General features: G+C 43.2%; 16 protein-coding genes, 1 pseudogene and 1 other annotated feature. Of the genes and pseudogenes, 11 read left to right on the top strand and 6 right to left on the bottom strand.

What is annotated here, in order from left to right:
• Window positions 1-100: 100 nt before the first annotated feature.
• Together serB and HMPREF0833_RS04155 are read left to right on the top strand one after the other, a co-directional pair.
• On the top strand, window positions 101-769 hold the full coding sequence (gene serB / locus HMPREF0833_RS04160) for a phosphoserine phosphatase SerB (RefSeq protein ID WP_013903856.1): 669 nt from the start codon (window positions 101-103) through the stop codon (window positions 767-769).
• Window positions 754-1,869, top strand: a complete 1,116-nt coding sequence (locus tag HMPREF0833_RS04155; protein WP_013903855.1) for a glycerate kinase — start codon at window positions 754-756, stop codon at window positions 1,867-1,869. Before serB ends, HMPREF0833_RS04155 begins: the two co-directional genes overlap by 16 nt.
• Window positions 1,870-1,911: 42 nt before the next feature.
• On the opposite strand, the gene HMPREF0833_RS10995 is transcribed toward HMPREF0833_RS04155, so the two are convergent.
• Both HMPREF0833_RS10995 and HMPREF0833_RS10990 read right to left on the bottom strand, forming a co-directional pair.
• Window positions 1,912-2,091: a hypothetical protein gene (locus tag HMPREF0833_RS10995; protein ID WP_257000685.1), complete on the bottom strand. Its 180-nt coding sequence runs from the start codon at window positions 2,089-2,091 to the stop codon at window positions 1,912-1,914.
• 80 nt (window positions 2,092-2,171) lie between these two features.
• Window positions 2,172-2,363: pseudogene (locus HMPREF0833_RS10990) on the bottom strand (DUF1694 domain-containing protein); the annotation flags it as partial.
• A gap of 210 nt (window positions 2,364-2,573) precedes the next feature.
• On the opposite strand from HMPREF0833_RS10990, the gene eno reads away from it, so the two are divergent.
• Window positions 2,574-3,878: a surface-displayed alpha-enolase gene (gene eno / locus HMPREF0833_RS04145; protein ID WP_013903853.1), complete on the top strand. Its 1,305-nt coding sequence runs from the start codon at window positions 2,574-2,576 to the stop codon at window positions 3,876-3,878.
• 103 nt (window positions 3,879-3,981) lie between these two features.
• On the opposite strand, the gene HMPREF0833_RS04140 is transcribed toward eno, so the two are convergent.
• A complete protein-coding gene (locus tag HMPREF0833_RS04140; protein ID WP_003002861.1) occupies window positions 3,982-4,167 on the bottom strand; it encodes a hypothetical protein in 186 nt (61 codons plus the stop codon).
• Between the two features lie 94 nt (window positions 4,168-4,261).
• Window positions 4,262-5,272, bottom strand: coding sequence for a lactonase family protein (locus HMPREF0833_RS04135; RefSeq protein WP_013903852.1), 1,011 nt, complete (start codon window positions 5,270-5,272; stop codon window positions 4,262-4,264).
• A 168-nt stretch (window positions 5,273-5,440) separates the two neighbouring features.
• On the opposite strand from HMPREF0833_RS04135, the gene HMPREF0833_RS04130 reads away from it, so the two are divergent.
• The 3 genes from HMPREF0833_RS04130 to budA all read left to right on the top strand — a co-directional run bounded on the left by HMPREF0833_RS04130 (window position 5,441) and on the right by budA (window position 8,624).
• Window positions 5,441-6,616, top strand: coding sequence for an AI-2E family transporter (locus HMPREF0833_RS04130; protein WP_013903851.1), 1,176 nt, complete (start codon window positions 5,441-5,443; stop codon window positions 6,614-6,616).
• Entirely contained in the window at window positions 6,606-7,835 is a 1,230-nt protein-coding gene (locus HMPREF0833_RS04125) for a tetratricopeptide repeat protein (protein WP_013903850.1), read from the top strand. Before HMPREF0833_RS04130 ends, HMPREF0833_RS04125 begins: the two co-directional genes overlap by 11 nt.
• A gap of 72 nt (window positions 7,836-7,907) precedes the next feature.
• Window positions 7,908-8,624 carry an acetolactate decarboxylase gene (gene budA / locus HMPREF0833_RS04120; protein ID WP_013903849.1) on the top strand — a complete coding sequence of 239 codons (717 nt, stop codon included), beginning with the start codon at window positions 7,908-7,910 and terminating at the stop codon, window positions 8,622-8,624.
• Between the two features lie 36 nt (window positions 8,625-8,660).
• On the opposite strand, the gene HMPREF0833_RS04115 is transcribed toward budA, so the two are convergent.
• Window positions 8,661-10,322 (bottom strand): Rqc2 family fibronectin-binding protein, encoded by a 1,662-nt coding sequence (locus tag HMPREF0833_RS04115; protein WP_041818310.1) that lies wholly within the window; start codon window positions 10,320-10,322, stop codon window positions 8,661-8,663.
• Window positions 10,323-10,472: 150 nt separating this feature from the next.
• Window positions 10,473-10,704, top strand: a binding site (T-box leader).
• 131 nt (window positions 10,705-10,835) lie between these two features.
• Between HMPREF0833_RS04115 and trpX the strand changes: the two genes are divergently transcribed.
• The 5 genes from trpX (at window position 10,836) to pheT (ending at window position 16,822) form a co-directional block, all read left to right on the top strand.
• A complete protein-coding gene (gene trpX, locus HMPREF0833_RS04110; RefSeq protein ID WP_013903847.1) occupies window positions 10,836-11,837 on the top strand; it encodes a tryptophan ABC transporter substrate-binding protein in 1,002 nt (333 codons plus the stop codon).
• Window positions 11,838-11,960: 123 nt separating this feature from the next.
• The gene (locus HMPREF0833_RS04105) at window positions 11,961-12,380 is read left to right on the top strand and encodes a chromosome partitioning protein ParB (RefSeq protein WP_041818308.1); all 420 of its coding nucleotides are present in this window, start codon (window positions 11,961-11,963) and stop codon (window positions 12,378-12,380) included.
• Window positions 12,381-12,694: 314 nt separating this feature from the next.
• The gene (pheS, locus tag HMPREF0833_RS04100; protein ID WP_013903845.1) at window positions 12,695-13,741 is read left to right on the top strand and encodes a phenylalanine--tRNA ligase subunit alpha; all 1,047 of its coding nucleotides are present in this window, start codon (window positions 12,695-12,697) and stop codon (window positions 13,739-13,741) included.
• A gap of 2 nt (window positions 13,742-13,743) precedes the next feature.
• Window positions 13,744-14,259: a GNAT family N-acetyltransferase gene (locus tag HMPREF0833_RS04095; RefSeq protein ID WP_013903844.1), complete on the top strand. Its 516-nt coding sequence runs from the start codon at window positions 13,744-13,746 to the stop codon at window positions 14,257-14,259.
• 157 nt (window positions 14,260-14,416) lie between these two features.
• Entirely contained in the window at window positions 14,417-16,822 is a 2,406-nt protein-coding gene (pheT, locus tag HMPREF0833_RS04090) for a phenylalanine--tRNA ligase subunit beta (RefSeq protein ID WP_013903843.1), read from the top strand.
• 249 nt (window positions 16,823-17,071) lie between these two features.
• Here the strand turns inward: pheT and HMPREF0833_RS10300 are convergent, their stop codons facing one another.
• Window positions 17,072-17,218, bottom strand: a complete 147-nt coding sequence (locus HMPREF0833_RS10300; protein ID WP_080559854.1) for a FeoB-associated Cys-rich membrane protein — start codon at window positions 17,216-17,218, stop codon at window positions 17,072-17,074.
• Window positions 17,219-17,226: the final 8 nt, after the last annotated feature.

Raw genomic sequence — 17,226 nt, 5'->3', positions numbered from 1 at the left:
CTTTTAGGAGGTCATTTTTTTACAATCTTCAAATGATCAGTGAAACTTGAAATTTAAACCCTATTTTTGTATAGTAAGGAAGAAATATGAAAGGAAAGCGATGAAAGAAATAACAGGCCTTCTCGTTATGGATGTAGATGGAACCTTGATCCGACAGGAAGGGATTGATCTACTAGCTCAAGTTGCTGGAGTGGGGGAAAAAGTTGCAAAGATTACAGCACAAGCAATGAATGGAAAGTTAGATTTTGCAACATCTTTAGAGGCGCGTGTCGCTTTATTGAAAGGATTAGAGACCTCTATCTTTCCGAAAATTTTGGAGCAGATTGAAGTCACACCGGGAGCAGATCGCTTGATCACAGAACTTCATAAAAGGAGTTACAAGGTTGGCCTTGTTTCAGGGGGATTTCATGAAGTCATCGATCCCATTGCGAGGTCTTTAGGAATTGATCTAGTCCGAGCCAACCGTTTGCAGACTTCTGATGGCCGTTTGACAGGGGAAGTCCTCGGTGAAATTGTGACTCCTGAAATGAAAAAAGAGTCCCTCCTGACATGGGCGAGAGAAAATCATGTCCCAAGAAGTCAGACGATTGCTATGGGAGATGGTGCCAATGATCTTCTGATGATTGAAACAGCTGGTATCGGGATTGCCTTTATGGCAAAGCCAATCGTAGCTGAGCGAGCCCCATATCGTATCGAGAAGAGGGATTTAAGCCTTGTTCTTGAAATTTTAGACAAGTATAGAAAGGAAACAGCATGCATATCTTATTAGCACCGGATTCATTTAAAGAATCATTATCTGCCAAACAAGTAGCAGAAGCCTTGAAAAAAGGATTTCAAGAGGCTCTACCAGATGCGACTTTTGACCTCCTTCCCATAGGAGATGGTGGCGAAGGGACCATGGAAACCCTAGCTGGAGTTCTGGATGTAACGGAGTACCAAACTCAAGTAACAGGACCATTTGGACAGCCCGTTTCAATGTCTTACTATCAAAAAGATGAGATGGCTTTTTTTGAGATGGCTTCACTTGTCGGTTTAGGCTCCATTCCAGTTGAAAAACGAAATCCTCTTGAACTAGAAACACGAGGGATTGGTGAGCTCATTTTGCAATTGGTTGACCAGGGGGTTAAAACGATCTGTGTGGGAATTGGTGGTTCTGCAACGAATGATGGTGGGATTGGGATGGCAGCCGGATTAGGGGTAGACTTCTATGATGAACAAGGCCATCTGCTTCGTCCTGTCGGGGCTTCGCTCGGTCGTGTGGCTAGAATAGATACCAGTGCGGTTCCAAAAGCTTTAGAAGACATCGACCTGCAAGTCTTAACGGATGTAACCAATCCTCTTTGTGGCAGTCAAGGAGCGACCTATATCTTTGGTGGGCAAAAGGGATTGAATCCCCTTCTGTTTCCAGCTATTGATCAGGCTATGCAGGGGTTTTACCAATTAGTAGATGCACGAATATTGTCCATGGCTGGCACCGGAGCTGGAGGTGGCATGGCTGCTGGCTTGGTCGCTTTTGCGGGAGGTCAGATTTCATCTGGAATTGAGAAAAGTCTCGATTTGATTGACTTTGATCACAAAGTACAAAAAGCTGATCTAATCGTTGTTGGGGAAGGTAGGATGGATCTCCAATCCCTTTCTGGCAAAGCTCCTGTTGGGGTGGCCAAACGAACACCAAAAAAGATACCAGTGATAGCCATTTGTGGTAGCTTAGCAGAGGATTTGCCTACGTTTCCTAGTCAAAACATTGATGCTGCCTTCTCTATCGTACCTGGGCCTTGTGAGGTAGCAGATGCACTCGCTCATGCTGAAAGAAATCTGATTTCCTGCGCTCGAAATATAGGGAACCTTTTGAAAATGAAAGCAAACTAAAAAACCAATGGAAAGGAGATGTTCCCTTCCATTGGTTTTTCTTTAGCTAAAGAGACGTTGCCAAAATGATTTCTTTTCTGGACTGGCAGTCTCTTTTTTCTTTTCAAATAAATTTGGATACTGGAGACTCATGTCTGTTGGTGAAATTCCAGATGGGTGGTCAGTATGGATGATGAGACCAAATGGAGAATGGCGACAGTCATCCGAAACGATGCTTGCCACAAGACCAAGATCCTTGGTTTTTTCAAATATTGTAGCTGGCTGCTTTCATCTAAAGCTGGGGAGATCTTGACCAAAACAGGATGAAAGCGCTCTGAAATATCAGTGAGGATTGTCGAATACTGCTCCAGGTACATCATGTCCCTTGCCTCCTCCAAAGTGCATGAAGCAATCACTCGCTCCTCATAAGTCTCCAAAAATCGGCGCTGCTCATCCGGATTGAATCGAGTAGGACCAGCAGCTTTTTCTAAAATTGTTTTATTAATATCTGTCATAAGCTTAGTATAGCATAAAGCACAGAAGAAGAATAGAAGAATGCGAAAAAATTAAATAAGGAGGGAAATGGAAGGAAAAAAGAAAGTGGAACCGTTTTCTTGTTAAAAACTTCTCAATTTTCGTAGATTTCCTTGTTTTTTCTTGAAAAAATAGCCTAATTACGATATGATAGAGGAGTAAAAAATATAACTCAATAAGGAGAGTAAGAAATGTCAATTATTACTGATGTTTACGCTCGCGAAGTCCTAGACTCACGCGGTAACCCAACACTTGAAGTAGAAGTTTATACTGAATCAGGTGCTTTCGGACGTGGTATGGTTCCATCAGGAGCTTCTACTGGTGAACACGAAGCTGTAGAACTTCGCGACGGTGACAAATCTCGTTACGGTGGTCTTGGAACTCAAAAAGCTGTTGACAATGTAAACAACATCATTGCTGAAGCAATCATCGGCTACGATGTTCGTGACCAACAAGCTATTGACCGTGCAATGATCGCTCTTGACGGTACTCCTAACAAAGGTAAATTGGGAGCTAACGCAATCCTTGGTGTGTCTATCGCTGTGGCTCGTGCTGCTGCTGACTACCTTGAAATCCCACTTTACAGCTACCTTGGTGGATTCAACACTAAAGTTCTTCCAACTCCAATGATGAACATCATCAATGGTGGATCTCACTCAGATGCTCCAATCGCTTTCCAAGAATTCATGATCGTACCTGCTGGTGCACCTACATTCAAAGAAGCTCTTCGTTGGGGTGCTGAAATCTTCCACGCACTTAAGAAAATCCTTAAAGGTCGTGGTCTTGAAACTGCCGTTGGTGACGAAGGTGGATTCGCTCCTCGTTTCGAAGGAACTGAAGATGGTGTAGAAACTATCATCGCTGCTATCGAAGCTGCTGGTTATGTTCCAGGTAAAGACGTATTTATCGGATTTGACTGTGCATCATCAGAATTCTACGATAAAGAACGTAAAGTTTACGATTACACTAAATTCGAAGGTGAAGGAGCTGCTGTCCGCACTGCTGCTGAACAAATCGACTACCTTGAAGAATTGGTAAACAAATACCCAATCATCACTATCGAAGATGGTATGGATGAAAACGACTGGGACGGATGGAAAGCTCTTACTGAACGTCTTGGTGGTAAAGTTCAATTGGTTGGTGACGACTTCTTCGTAACAAACACTTCTTACCTTGAAAAAGGTATCGAAGAAGGTGCTGCTAACTCAATCCTTATCAAAGTTAACCAAATCGGTACTCTTACTGAAACATTCGACGCTATCGAAATGGCGAAAGAAGCTGGTTACACTGCCGTTGTATCACACCGTTCAGGTGAAACTGAAGATTCAACAATCGCTGACATCGCAGTTGCAACAAACGCAGGACAAATCAAGACTGGTTCACTTTCACGTACAGACCGTATCGCTAAATACAACCAATTGCTTCGCATCGAAGATCAACTTGGTGAAGTAGCTGAATACCGTGGATTGAAATCATTCTACAACTTGAAAAAATAATCTAGTTTACTAGACTAGAAAGGTCCTTGAGTTTTCTCAAGGATCTTTTTTGCGATCAGCTCAAACAAAAACTCCTCAACTAAAGTGTTGAGGAGTAGTTCTATTAGAACAAGCCTTTGATTTTGTCCAAGGCACCGCTGACCATTTCATTTCCAGAAACAAGCCCTTTGGCTTGTTCAAGATAGTCACCGAGGTTGTCTTTGTTGTCATCAACAAATTTTTTTGCAGCGTCGAAATCCTTCTTTTCGATCATTTCTTTAACTTGGTTAAATAAGTCCAATGGATTCATGTTATGGCTCCTAAAATATAAGTTGTGAAGTCAGGCTCGCACCTTTTTCACATCTATTCAATCATTTTTTTAGAGGTTTGACAACTAAAACGACTTAATGAAAAACCGTACAAACGGCCTCTGGGACATAGAAGTCGTCGGATAAAAGGGTCAATTTTCCGCTAGCAGAATCTCGTTTGAAGACGGTGGCATTAGGTGAATCTTGATGGGCTACGATCAAATAGTTTTGATCAGGACTAAGCGTGAAATCACGTGGATTGAGGCCTTGACTTGGAACAATTTCAATGAGTTCTAGGCTACCATCAGCCACAACTTTGAAGACAGCGATGGAATTGTGAGCACGGTTAGAAGCATAGAGGAATTTTCCATCAGTTGAGAGCTTGATCGCAGAAGCCCATTTTTGGCCATCGTAGTCTGATGGAAGAGTAGAGAGAGTTTGGAAGTGTTCGAATTCACCCATACCGTCATAAAAGAGTACATCGATCGTAGCATTTAATTCATTGATGAGATAGGCAGTCTTATAGTGGGGATGAAAGACCAAGTGACGAGGCCCTGCACCTGGAGTTGTTTGATATTGATTGATCAGGGTTAGTTTTCCTTCCTCACTGACATCATAGACATGCAAACTATCTGTTCCTAGGTCACACGTGATTAAGTACTGATCTGGCGTAAGGTCTGCATAGTGGGTATGTGGACTTGCTTGATTGGCATGGGGACCACTTCCTTGGTGGGTGTCTTGATCGACAAAGGACAAATGTCCATCTGCCTCTAGCTTATATACGAGAACTTGGCCTTTGTGATAGTTGGCTCCATAGACCAGTTGACGCTTGTCATCGACAGAGACATAGCAGAGTGGAGCCCCCTCTTCAACAACGTGATTGAGTGGCAGAAAATCAGCTGTAAAGCTTGCGATTCCTCCTTTACCCTCTTCAGCTCCGACACTGTAGAGGTTGCCTTTTTCAGAAAAAGCGATATAGGTTGGATTGGGCTCAGCTGCCACTAGTTCAAGTTGGCTCAATGCTCCTGTTTCAGGGTCAAATTGTGCCTTGTAAATTCCTTTAGATTCTTTTTTGGTATAGGTACCGAAATAAATTGTTTGAGACATAGGTCACCTCGTAAGATTTGTTAGGTTTATTATATCAAAGGTCCTATTGGAAGGCAATTGCTAGTTGAAAAGGCGAGGGCCTTTCTTTCTTATTTTGCTAGTTTTTTCGTAACTTCACGCTCAAAAAATGCTAAAATAGAAACAGATTGAAATGAAAAGGAGTTCTCTGTGGATAATAAAGAAAAACAGTTTAGTATGTCCTGGTTTTTTAGATGGTTTTTAGACAACAAGGCCATTACCGTATTTTTAGTTACCCTGCTGTTGGGCTTGAACCTTTTGGTTTTGAGTAAAATCACCTTTATTTTTATTCCTATTTTTGAGTTTGCAGGAGCAGTCATGCTGCCTGTCATTATTTCTGGTTTGCTCTATTACCTGCTCAACCCCATTGTTGACTTCCTTGAAAGAAAAGGACTCAAGCGGATTTTTGCGATTTCCTTAGTCTTTTTCTTGATTGCAGTGCTTTTAATCTGGGGTCTAGCTGTAGTGATTCCAGCTGTCCAACGACAAGTGGTGAGTTTCTTTCATAACCTGCCAACTTATTTGGAAAAGGCCAATGCAACCATCGATGATTTTCTAGATAATCGCGTCTCTTCTGATATCAAACCCCAGCTAGATGAGATCACCAAGGAATTGTCTGCAAACATTACTTCTTGGGCCAGTTCGATCTCTGGGCGGGCTGTCAATTGGGTCAGCAACTTGATCGGAGTGGCTTCGCAAGTCATTGTTGCCTTGATCATCATGCCTTTTATTGTCTTTTATCTTCTTCGAGATGGAAAAAATTTAAAGGGCCACATTGTTCGCTTCTTACCGACTAAGATTCGTAAATCGGCTGAGCAAGTTCTCTCAGATGTCAATACCCAACTCTCCAACTACGTTCGAGGGCAAATTACGGTAGCCATTGTCGTTGCTATTATGTTCATCGTCTTCTTTAAGATCATTGGCTTGCGCTATGCGGTGACACTGGGGATCTCTGCGGGGATCTTGAATTTGATCCCTTACTTGGGTAGTTTCTTAGCCATGTTACCTGCCTTAGTATTGGGATTGGTAGCAGGACCAGAGATGTTTATCAAGGTCTTGATTGTATTTGCAGTGGAGCAAACCATTGAAGGACGTTTTGTATCACCTTTGGTTTTGGGAAGCCAGTTAAATATCCATCCAATTACCATTTTATTCGTGCTCTTGACGTCAGGATCTATGTTTGGAATCTGGGGAGTTTTCCTTGGAATTCCAGTCTATGCATCTGCTAAGGTGGTGATCGGAGCTATCTTTGAATGGTATAAGGTCGTCAGTGGCTTGTATGAAGAACATAATGAAGTAGAAGAGGAAACACACAGTGAGTCATAGTCAACAAATGGTAGAGGCTCTCGATCGGCAGGAGCTAGAAGAGGCAGAAGTTCAATTTCAACAGGCTTTGTTAGAAGATAGTGAAGCACAATTATTGGATTTAGGTCAATATCTTGAAAGTATGGGTTTTTACCCTCAGGCAAAAGAAATCTATGAACAGATTGCAGAAACCTATCCAGAAGTATATCTGAGTTTGGCAACCATCCTTGCAGAGGAAGGCCAAACAGAAGAGGCCTTTGCTTATTTAGAAGAAATTGGACCTGAATCAAACTGGTATGTGGCCAGTCTCTTGGTCAAGGCAGATCTTTATCAGCTGGAAGGCCTAGCAGATGTGGCGCGTGAAAAATTAGTTGAAGCTGCTCATTTGTCTGATGATCCGATCATTCAATTAGGGCTAGCTGAAATTGATCTGGAATTGGAACGCTATCAAGAGGCTATCCAAGAGTATGCCCAGTTAGACAATCGGGAGATTTTGGAAGCAACAGGAATTTCCACCTATCAACGAATTGGTTTTGCCTACGCCAATCTTGGTAAGTTTGAAGCAGCTGTTCCCTTCTTAGAGAAAGCTCTGGAGATTGAGTTTGATGACCAGATTGCTTACGAATTAGCGACCTTATTGTCTGACCAAGAAGAATTCCAAAAAGCCCTGATCTACTACAAACAAATTGATACCTTGTCGCCTGATTTTGAGGGCTATGAGTATGGTTATGCCTTGGCTTTACAGGCTGAAAATGACCGTGAAAAAGCGCTTGAGATTGCTAAACAAGGGATCCAGAAGAATCCCTTTGATGCTCAATTGAAACTGCTTGCTTCTCAGCTTTCCTATGAACTCCACCAGCCTGAACAGGCAGAAGCTTATCTATTAGAGGCTAAAGAAGTAGCAGATGATCTCGAAGAGATTGCTCTTCGACTGACCACCCTTTATTTGGAACAGGAACGCTTTGACCAAGTCTTGGCTTGGCAAAATGAAGAAGTCGAAACGGTTGTCACTCGGTGGAACATTGCTCGTGCTTTTGCTGCCTTGGAGAAAACAGAAGAGGCCGTCTCAGCCTACCAAGAGCTCTATGAGGACTTAAAGGACAACCCAGAATTCCTCGAAGCCTATGTTTATTTGTTGCGTGAGGCTGGAGATGTGACGAAGGCGCGTGAAGTGGCTAATCAGTATTTGGCGATCGTACCAGACGATGTGCAGATGCAAACCCTCTATGATAGCCTCTAATAAAAACCATATCGTGAAGATTCGGAATAGTTTGTGGTATACTGGTAGAAGATATAATGAGGAGAGAAAAACATGGAACCAGTGAAACTTTTTCAATACAATACCTTGGGTGCTCTAATGGCGGGTCTGTACGGGGGTTCATTTACGATTGGAGAACTCTTGGAACACGGAGATCTCGGAGTTGGGACGCTTGATTCTATTGATGGAGAGTTGATCGTATTAGATGGTAAGGCATATCAGGCCAAGGGATCAGGGGACCATCCTGAGATTGTCGAAGTTTCTCCGGAAGCCAAGGTTCCTTATGCAGCAGTCGTCCCTCACCAAGCAGAAGTGATTTTCCGCCAACGCTTTGAAATGACGGACGAGGAATTGGAAGCCCGTATTGAGTCTTATTATGATGGGGAAAATCTTTTCCGCTCTATTAAGATTCATGGTGACTTTGCCAAGATGCATGTCCGTATGATTCCAAAATCAACACCAGAGATGAAGTTTGCAGAGGTTGCAACCCATCAGCCAGAGTATACACGGGAAAATGTTACTGGAACCATCGTCGGTTTTTGGACACCAGAAATTTTCCATGGCGTGAGCGTGGCTGGTTATCATTTGCACTTTATTTCAGATGATCACACCTTTGGTGGCCATGTCATGGATTTTGTCATCTCAGAAGGGATTGTTGAGGTGGGAGCCATCGATCAGCTGGATCAACGTTTCCCAGTTCAAGACCGTCAGTACCTCTTTGCCAAATTCAATGTTGATGAGGTCAAAGAAGACATTAATAAAGCAGAATAAAAAGGTTGAGCGTCGCTCAACCTTTTATTTTTGAAATCAGTCCGTTAGTTTCATGGCTTTGATTTTTTCTTCTTCGGGGGTGACCCGCAGAGTCTTTTGGCCGGTGTAGGTGACAAAGCCGGGCTTTCCACCAGTTGGTTTATTGAGTTTCTTAGCTTCGATCATATCTACTTGGACCAGGTTTGAGAGACGGGCCTTGGAATAGTAGGCCGCCAACTCTGCAGCATCGGTTTTCACTTCATCTGTCGGATCGAGATTGCCAGTAATGACGACGTGGCTTCCCGGGATATCTTTGGCATGGAACCAGAGCTCATCTTTCTTAGCGATCTTAAAGGTTAGTTCATCGTTTTGCAGATTATTGCGACCCACTAAAATAATGGTTTTTCCATCACTAGCCAGGTATTTCTCAGGTTTTTTCCGTTTATGAATTTTTTCACGGTTACGCCGCTTGATAAAGCCGGTCTGGATTAGCTCTTCTCGAATTTCTGCCACCTCAGCCAGGCTCGCTTGAGAAAGGGCTGTTTCAACCGTTTCAAGATAAGAAATGGTTTCCTTGGTTTCTTGAATGAGGATGATCAAATGTTTGACGGCTTCTTTTAACTTCTGGTAGCGTTTGAAGTAGCGTTGGGCATTTTGATTGGGGGTCAGGGCCTTGTTGAGTTGGATGGTGATGGGCTCGTTGGTATAGTAATTGTCCAAAACAACCTGGTCTTGGTCGTTTGGTACCTGATGGAGGAAGGTTGTCAGCAATTCTCCTTTTTGGCGGAATTCTTCCGCATTGTCGGTCGCCGCTAACTCCGCCTCTTGCTTGGCTAATTTTTTCCGGTTCTTTTCAAGATCGTTTTCAACCTTGCGGATTAATTCACTGGCCTGTTGTTGCACCCGATCGCGCTCAGCCTTGTCTCGGTAATAGTCATCCAGCAGATCAGAAAGTGTTTCAAAGGTTTGACTGGTCGCATCTGCAAAGGGGATAGCCGAGAAGGATTTGGTTGTTAGGTGAGGATCAGAGGGTGCCTCGAAAAAGGCACGGAAGGTTTTTAATTTTTCATCCGTCTCAAGTCGTTTGGCCAATTCTTGAGCCGTATCTCGCCCCAAACCTTGGAAACATTTTTGAAGGTTCTTTGGACTTAACTCTTCCTTGTGAAGAAGGGCAAAAAGGGCTTCATCTCCAATTGTAAAAGGATTAACCGCGTCGGTTTTCGGAGGAGCTATATAGGTTGATCCAGGGAGAATGGTCCGGTAGCTATTTTGTGAGAAGCCGACATGTTTGATGGCTTCGATGATTTTATTGCTGGTGCGGTCTAGGAGAATAATATTACTGTGCTTGCCCATGATTTCGATCATGAGGCTGACAGAAATGGCATCTCCAATTTCGTTTTTATTGGAGACACGGATTTCGAGAATCCGGTCGTTCTCCATTTGCTCAATCCCTTCAATGACAGCGCCTTGAAGATATTTGCGCATAACCATAATAAAGGTATTGGGAAAGGCAGGATTTTCAAAGTTGGTCTGGGTCCGTTGAATCCGTCCAAAGACAGAATGGGCAGAGAGCAAGAGTTTTTGGTTTTTCCGATTGCCTCGGATTTGAAGCACCAATTCTTGCTCGAAGGGTTGGTTAATTTTTTGAATGCGACCACTCAAGAGTTCGGCCTTCAATTCTTGCACCATATGGTGTAAAAAAAATCCATCAAAAGACATGGGATTCCTCATCATTCTAGCGTTTATTCTAGTAAATTATATCAAAATTAGGGAGGAAATCCCAGAAAGAAGCTAGGGGCTGTTCAATAGAAAATGCGAACGTTTTCAAAAAAATGCAGAAAAAGTATTGACATTTTTGAAAGAAAACTTTAAAATGTAAGAAATTAGAAAAGTAGTAAATGAAAGTTTCAAGAGAGCCTACGGTTGCTGAGAGTAGGTAGCGGCAGTTTATGAAATTGGACTAATGATGAGATGAATTTGAAACAATAAAAATTCGGTTGGCACACCTTATCGTGCAACTTGTTGCTAGACAAGACAGAGATATGGGGGAGACTATCCTTTTCCCATAAGTGAGGTGGCACCGCGATGACACGTCCTCACATAGCTTTTGCTATGTGTGGGCGTGTTTTTTGTTTTAGATGAGAAGGGAGAAAAGATATGAAGAAACGATGGCGTCGCAGTCTTTAGATGATAGAAAAAATAAGAAAATGAAAAATAGAAGAGGTATTAAAAATGAAAAATAAACGGTTAATGGGAATTATTGGTTTGATTGCAGCAGCAGTCATTGGGACAGCGATCTATTCAGCTACAGCAGGCAAAGACAACAAGACAGCAAGCAGCAATGAAAAGGCTAAAGTTGGGGTCTTGCAGTTGGTCAGCCACCCTTCGCTTGATTTGATCTACAAGGGGATTCAAGATGGTTTAGCTGAAGAAGGTTATGACAAGGACAAAGTGGACATTGATTTCCTTAATGCTGAAGGCGACCAAAACAAAGTTGCAACCATGAGTAAACAATTGGTAGACAAGGATAACCAAGTCTTGATTGGGATTGCAACTCCATCTGCTCAAGGTTTGGCTAGTGCAACCAAAGACAAACCAATCGTTATGGGAGCCATCACCGATCCAGTCGGCGCAAACTTGGTCAAAGATTTGAAAAAACCAGGTGGTAATATCACTGGGGTATCTGACCACAATCCAACTGAGCAACAGTTGAAATTGATCAAAGAATTGACTCCGAACGTGAAAACAATCGGTGTCCTTTACTCAACCAGTGAAGACAATTCTAAATCTCAAGTAGAAGAATTTACAAAATTGGCTGAAAAAGCAGGTTTCAAGGTGATTCCTTACTCTGTACCTTCAACAAACGAAGTTGCTTCAACAGTTTCTGTCATGACTGGTAAAGTCGATGCCATCTGGGTTCCAATCGATAATACCATCGCATCAGCCTTCTCAACTGTTGTTGAAGCCAACAAAACAGCTAAAAAACCAATCTTCCCAAGTGCGACAGCCATGGTAGAAGCGGGTGGTCTTGGTTCAGTCGTTGTCGACCAACATGATCTTGGAGTAGCAACTGGTAAAATGGCTGCGAAGATCTTGAAAGGTCAAAAACCTGCGGATACACCAGTTGAAATCTTTAGCCAAGGAAAATCTGTGATCAATAAAAAAGTAGCAGATGAATTGGGTATTACTATTCCAGAATCTGTCTTGAAAGATGCTGGACAAGTCATTAAATAAAAAGGAAACGAATAATAAGAATAGCAGGGGAATTTAGCATTGGTAGGTCTTTAAATCGTGACATTTAAAAATGTTTACCAGTGCTCACGACCAGCTTTGTTACTCATGATAGAGGAGAAAGAAGTGGAAGTCAAGATAACAGATCTTCATCCGACCCAAATTTATTTATCAGAAAAGAAGTTACATGATATCCAGATGCTGGATCAGTCGGCAGAAATCATCAATGTGGATCCAATTAGTGTTCTTGCATTTGGAGATAGCTTGTTGATTACAGACGGGCATCACAGAGCTTATCAGGCTTTATTGGCAGGTCGGGATATGATTTCTGCTGAGTTTGATAGAGATGGTGGCGATGAATTGTATGCTCTCTATGCGCAAGCTTGCGAGGAAAGAAAGATAACCTCTGTTTTGGATTTAAAACATCGTATCTTGCCTCAAGATGAGTATGAAGCAAAATGGTATAACTGGTGTGAAGGTTTTAATCAAGCAGCAACTCTTCTATTGGAAAGGCAAGCAGATGAAATAGACAAGGCAAATAGATAATGCACTGCGTCTAGTTCCTTTTTCTAGTGAATTAGTCTCATCTAACTTGTTTTTTAACTAAAAATCTGATAAACTATGTAGTAATTGAATAGAAATCTGCAAGACTAGTATCTCAAGGGAAGTGCGACAGGGAGAAGAGCCGTGACTGAAAGCTCTTTGCATGAAAGCTGAGTGAATTCACTTGCGTAAAGGATTTAGAAATTAAGGTCTGGTTTACGGATAAAAAACGGATGGTACCGCGTGTCAACGCTCCGAATGTGGGTGTTGGCGCGTGGTTTTTTCTATGTCTGTAGAGGGACCATGATGGAGGAAATATGTCAACGATTGAAGAACAATTAAAAGCGCTTCGTGAAGAAACGCTGGCAGCTTTGAAGCAGATTTCTGCTGAAAATGAAAAAGAATTGCAAGAACTACGGGTCTCTGTCCTTGGGAAAAAAGGATCTCTGACCGAGATCCTCAAAGGGATGAAAGATGTCTCTGCTGAGATGCGTCCGGTTATCGGGAAACACGTCAATGAAGCCCGCGATGTCTTGACGGCTGCCTTTGAAGAAACAACCAAACTCTTGGAAGAAAAGAAAGTCCAAGCGAAACTAGCTAGCGAAAGTATCGATGTGACGCTTCCTGGTCGTCCGGTTGCTAGTGGTTACCGTCATATCTTGACCCAAACCAGTGAAGAAATCGAAGATATCTTTATTGGGATGGGCTACCAAGTCGTGGACGGCTTTGAAGTGGAGCAAGACTACTACAACTTTGAACGCATGAATCTGCCTAAAGATCACCCAGCGCGGGATATGCAGGATACCTTCTATATCACAGAAGAAATCTTGCTTCGGACCCATACCTCACCAGTACAGGCGCGGGCGATGGATGCGCATGACTTTAGCAAGGGACCATTAAAGATGATCTCTCCAGGGCGTGTTTTCCGTCGGGATACAGATGATGCGACCCACAGCCACCAATTCCATCAGATCGAAGGCTTGGTCGTTGGGAAGAACATCTCAATGGCAGACCTTCAAGGAACGCTTCAATTGATCGTGCAAAAGATGTTTGGTGCAGAACGTCAAATCCGTCTTCGTCCTTCTTACTTCCCATTTACCGAGCCATCGGTAGAGGTGGACGTTTCTTGCTTCAAATGTGGTGGAGCGGGATGTAACGTATGTAAGAAAACTGGTTGGATTGAAATCATGGGAGCCGGTATGGTTCACCCACGCGTCCTTGAGATGAGTGGTATTGACCCAACAGTTTATTCAGGATTTGCCTTTGGACTTGGTCAAGAGCGCGTGGCTATGCTTCGTTACGGAATCAATGATATCCGTGGCTTCTATCAAGGGGATATCCGTTTTTCAGAACAATTTAAATAATCATGTTAGTTAGAGTAAAAATCGACCAGGCACAGACCTTACGTGACCTAGAGGTGGAAACCTACCGAGATACCTTTGGTCCCTATATTGTTGAGAAAGATTTGGAAGATTACTTCTCTACAGTGCTCTCTTTGGAGCAAATCGAGAAGGATCTGTTAGAACCAGAATCTGAAACCTATTTTGTCCTCAATGAAGATCAAGAAATCTGTGGTTTTCTCAAGATCAATTGGGGTCAAGCGCAAACCGAGCCAGTAGAGATGGATAAGTCCTTTGAGATCCAACGGATCTATGTCAAAAAGAAATTTCATGGGGCTGGTTTTGGCAAGGAAATGTTTAGCTTTGCGCTGGATCAAGCCAAGAGCCGTGGCTTTGAGTGGGCTTGGCTAGGCGTCTGGGAACGCAATTTTAAGGCGCAAGATTTTTACTATCGCTTTGGATTTGAACGATTTAGTGAACACCAGTATATCACCGGAGATACCGTGGATACAGACTGGTTGTTGAGAAAGAAATTGATCTAGAATGGACGAGAAACTTCTATTCTAGAGAAGGGGAGGTTATGAGACCTTCCTAAGCCAGCCTCGAGCTGGAAAACACAAAATGAAAGGATCAAAACGAGGGTGTATGGAGATCTAGGAAGGATATCTAGATTTCAGCATTGCCCTTGGTATCTTACATATGTTAGTTAGTTATAAATGGTTAAAACAATTGGTGGACGTGGATGTGCCATCAGAAGAGTTGGCTGAAAAAATGTCAACAACAGGGATCGAGGTAGAAGGTGTGGCATCACCTGCTGCTGGTCTCTCAAAAATTGTCGTTGGAGAAGTCTTGTCTTGCGAAGATGTGCCAGAAACTCATCTTCATGTCTGCCAAGTCAATGTGGGTGAAGAAGAAGCTCGTCAAATCGTCTGTGGAGCACCAAATGTGCGTGCAGGCATCAAGGTCATGGTGGCTCTTCCAGGTGCTCGTATCGCGGACAACTACAAGATCAAAAAAGGGAAAATCCGTGGCTTGGAATCCCTTGGGATGATCTGTTCACTTGGTGAATTAGGAATTTCTGACTCGGTTGTACCAAAAGAATTCGCAGATGGCATCCAAATCTTGCCAGAAGATGCTGTTCCAGGGGATGAAGTCTTCTCTTACCTCGACTTGGATGATGAAATTATTGAACTTTCCATCACTCCCAACCGTGCAGATGCTCTTTCTATGCGTGGGGTAGCGCACGAAGTAGCAGCCATCTATGACAAGGCAGTCAATTTCAAAGACTTTTCTTTGACTGAAACAGACCAAGCAGCAGCCGATGCTCTTTCTGTCAGCATTGACACAGACAAGGCTCCTTATTATGCAGCTCGTATCTTGGACAATGTAACCATCGCACCAAGTCCACAATGGTTGCAAAACCTCCTCATGAACGAAGGTATCCGTCCGATCAATAACGTGGTCGACGTGACCAACTATATCCTGCTTTACTTTGGTCAGCCTATGCATGCCTTTGACTTAGATACCTTCGAAGGAAACGATATCCGTGTGCGTGAAGCGCGTGCTGGTGAAAAATTGGTAACCTTGGATGGGGAAGAGCGTGAGTTGGAAACAAGTGACCTAGTGATTACGGTTGCGGATAAACCTGTTGCCCTTGCAGGTGTTATGGGTGGTCAAGCTACAGAAATCTCTGAAAACTCTAGTCGTGTCGTTCTTGAAGCTGCTGTCTTCAATGGCAAATCGATTCGTAAGACCAGCGGTCGCCTCAACCTTCGTTCTGAATCATCTTCTCGTTTTGAAAAAGGCATCAACGTGGCAACTGTTAATGAAGCCCTTGATGCGGCAGCAAGCATGATTGCAGAATTGGCTGGTGCCACAGTGCGTAAGGGTATCGTTTCAGCAGGTCAGCTTGATACTTCAGATGTAGAAGTTTCTTCCACTCTTGCAGACGTTAACCGTGTCCTAGGGACAGATCTTACTTATGCCGATGTCGAAGATGTCTTCCGTCGCCTTGGATTTGGTCTTTCTGGAAATGCAGAAAGCTTCACAGTGAGCGTTCCTCGTCGCCGTTGGGACATCACTATTGAAGCGGACCTCTTTGAAGAAATTGCTCGGATTTATGGTTATGACAAATTACCAGCAACCCTTCCAAAAGATGACGGGACAGCAGGTGAATTGACAGTGACACAAAAACTGCGTCGCCAAGTTCGGACTATTGCTGAAGGAGCAGGTTTGACTGAAATTATCACTTACGCCTTGACAACTCCTGAAAAAGCCGTTGAATTTGCGACTGCGCCAAGCAACTTAACAGAGCTCATGTGGCCAATGACTGTGGATCGTTCAGTCCTCCGTCAAAATATGATCTCAGGGATCTTAGATACCGTAGCTTACAACGTCGCGCGTAAAAACAAAGATTTGGCCCTCTACGAGATCGGAAAAGTCTTTGAACAGACAGGCAATCCAAAAGAAGAATTGCCAAACGAAATCAACAGCTTTGCCTTTGCTTTAACCGGCCTAGTCGCTGAAAAAGACTTCCAAACTGTAGTTGTTCCAGTTGACTTCTTCTATGCCAAAGGAATTTTGGAAGCCCTCTTTGCTCGTTTGGGCCTTGAAGTGACTTATACAGCAACATCTGAAATCAAGAGTCTTCACCCAGGGCGGACAGCCTTGATCTCACTTGGTGACCAAGTGATTGGGGTCTTGGGACAAGTCCACCCTGTAACAGCTAAGGCTTATGATATCCCAGAAACCTATGTGGCAGAATTGAACTTATCTGCTATTGAAGCAGCTCTTCAACCAGCCGCAGCCTTTGTGGAAATCACCAAATTCCCAGCCGTGAGCCGTGATATCGCCCTTCTCCTCAAAGCAGAAGTGACCCACCAAGAAGTGGTTGATGCGATTCAAGCTGCTGGCGTGAAACGCTTAACAGACATCAAACTCTTTGACGTCTTCTCCGGTGAAAAACTAGGACTTGGCATGAAGTCTATGGCTTACAGTTTGACCTTCCAAAATCCAGAAGATAGCTTGACCGATGAAGAAGTCGCTCGCTACATGGAAAAAATCCAAGCTTCACTTGAAGAAAAGGTCAATGCAGAAGTGCGCTAATATGTAGATCAAAATGAGGTTGGGCAAAAATGTCCAGCCTTTGATATTTGATAGGAATAACTGCAAGACGCAGTGGTTGATTGGCATCTTTGTTCGCTTTTAAGCTCCAAAGATGACCTAATCAACTGTGCGGGGGCGGGAAAACGAACTTTTTTATTTTACGGAGTTCTTTCCCGCTCCCGTTTTTTTTCATGCTTTTCAAAAAAGCCCATTGACCCAATAGAGTCAATGGACTTTCTTATATAAAACTTACTGATGTCGATGCGATTGGTGCATCTCGTCTTTGATGGGGCAGGAACACTCGCAGTCTCCGCAGGATCCTTTCCCCTTGATATAATGACGAAATCCTAGAAAGGCGAGCCCAAATAAAATGATGGCAATGATAATGGTTGACATGAAAACCT

The organism is Streptococcus parasanguinis ATCC 15912, from assembly GCF_000164675.2.
GTDB classification, from domain to species: domain Bacteria; phylum Bacillota; class Bacilli; order Lactobacillales; family Streptococcaceae; genus Streptococcus; species Streptococcus parasanguinis.
Note: the sequence above shows the minus strand (reverse complement) of the source record. Positions and strands in the feature narration are given on the sequence as shown.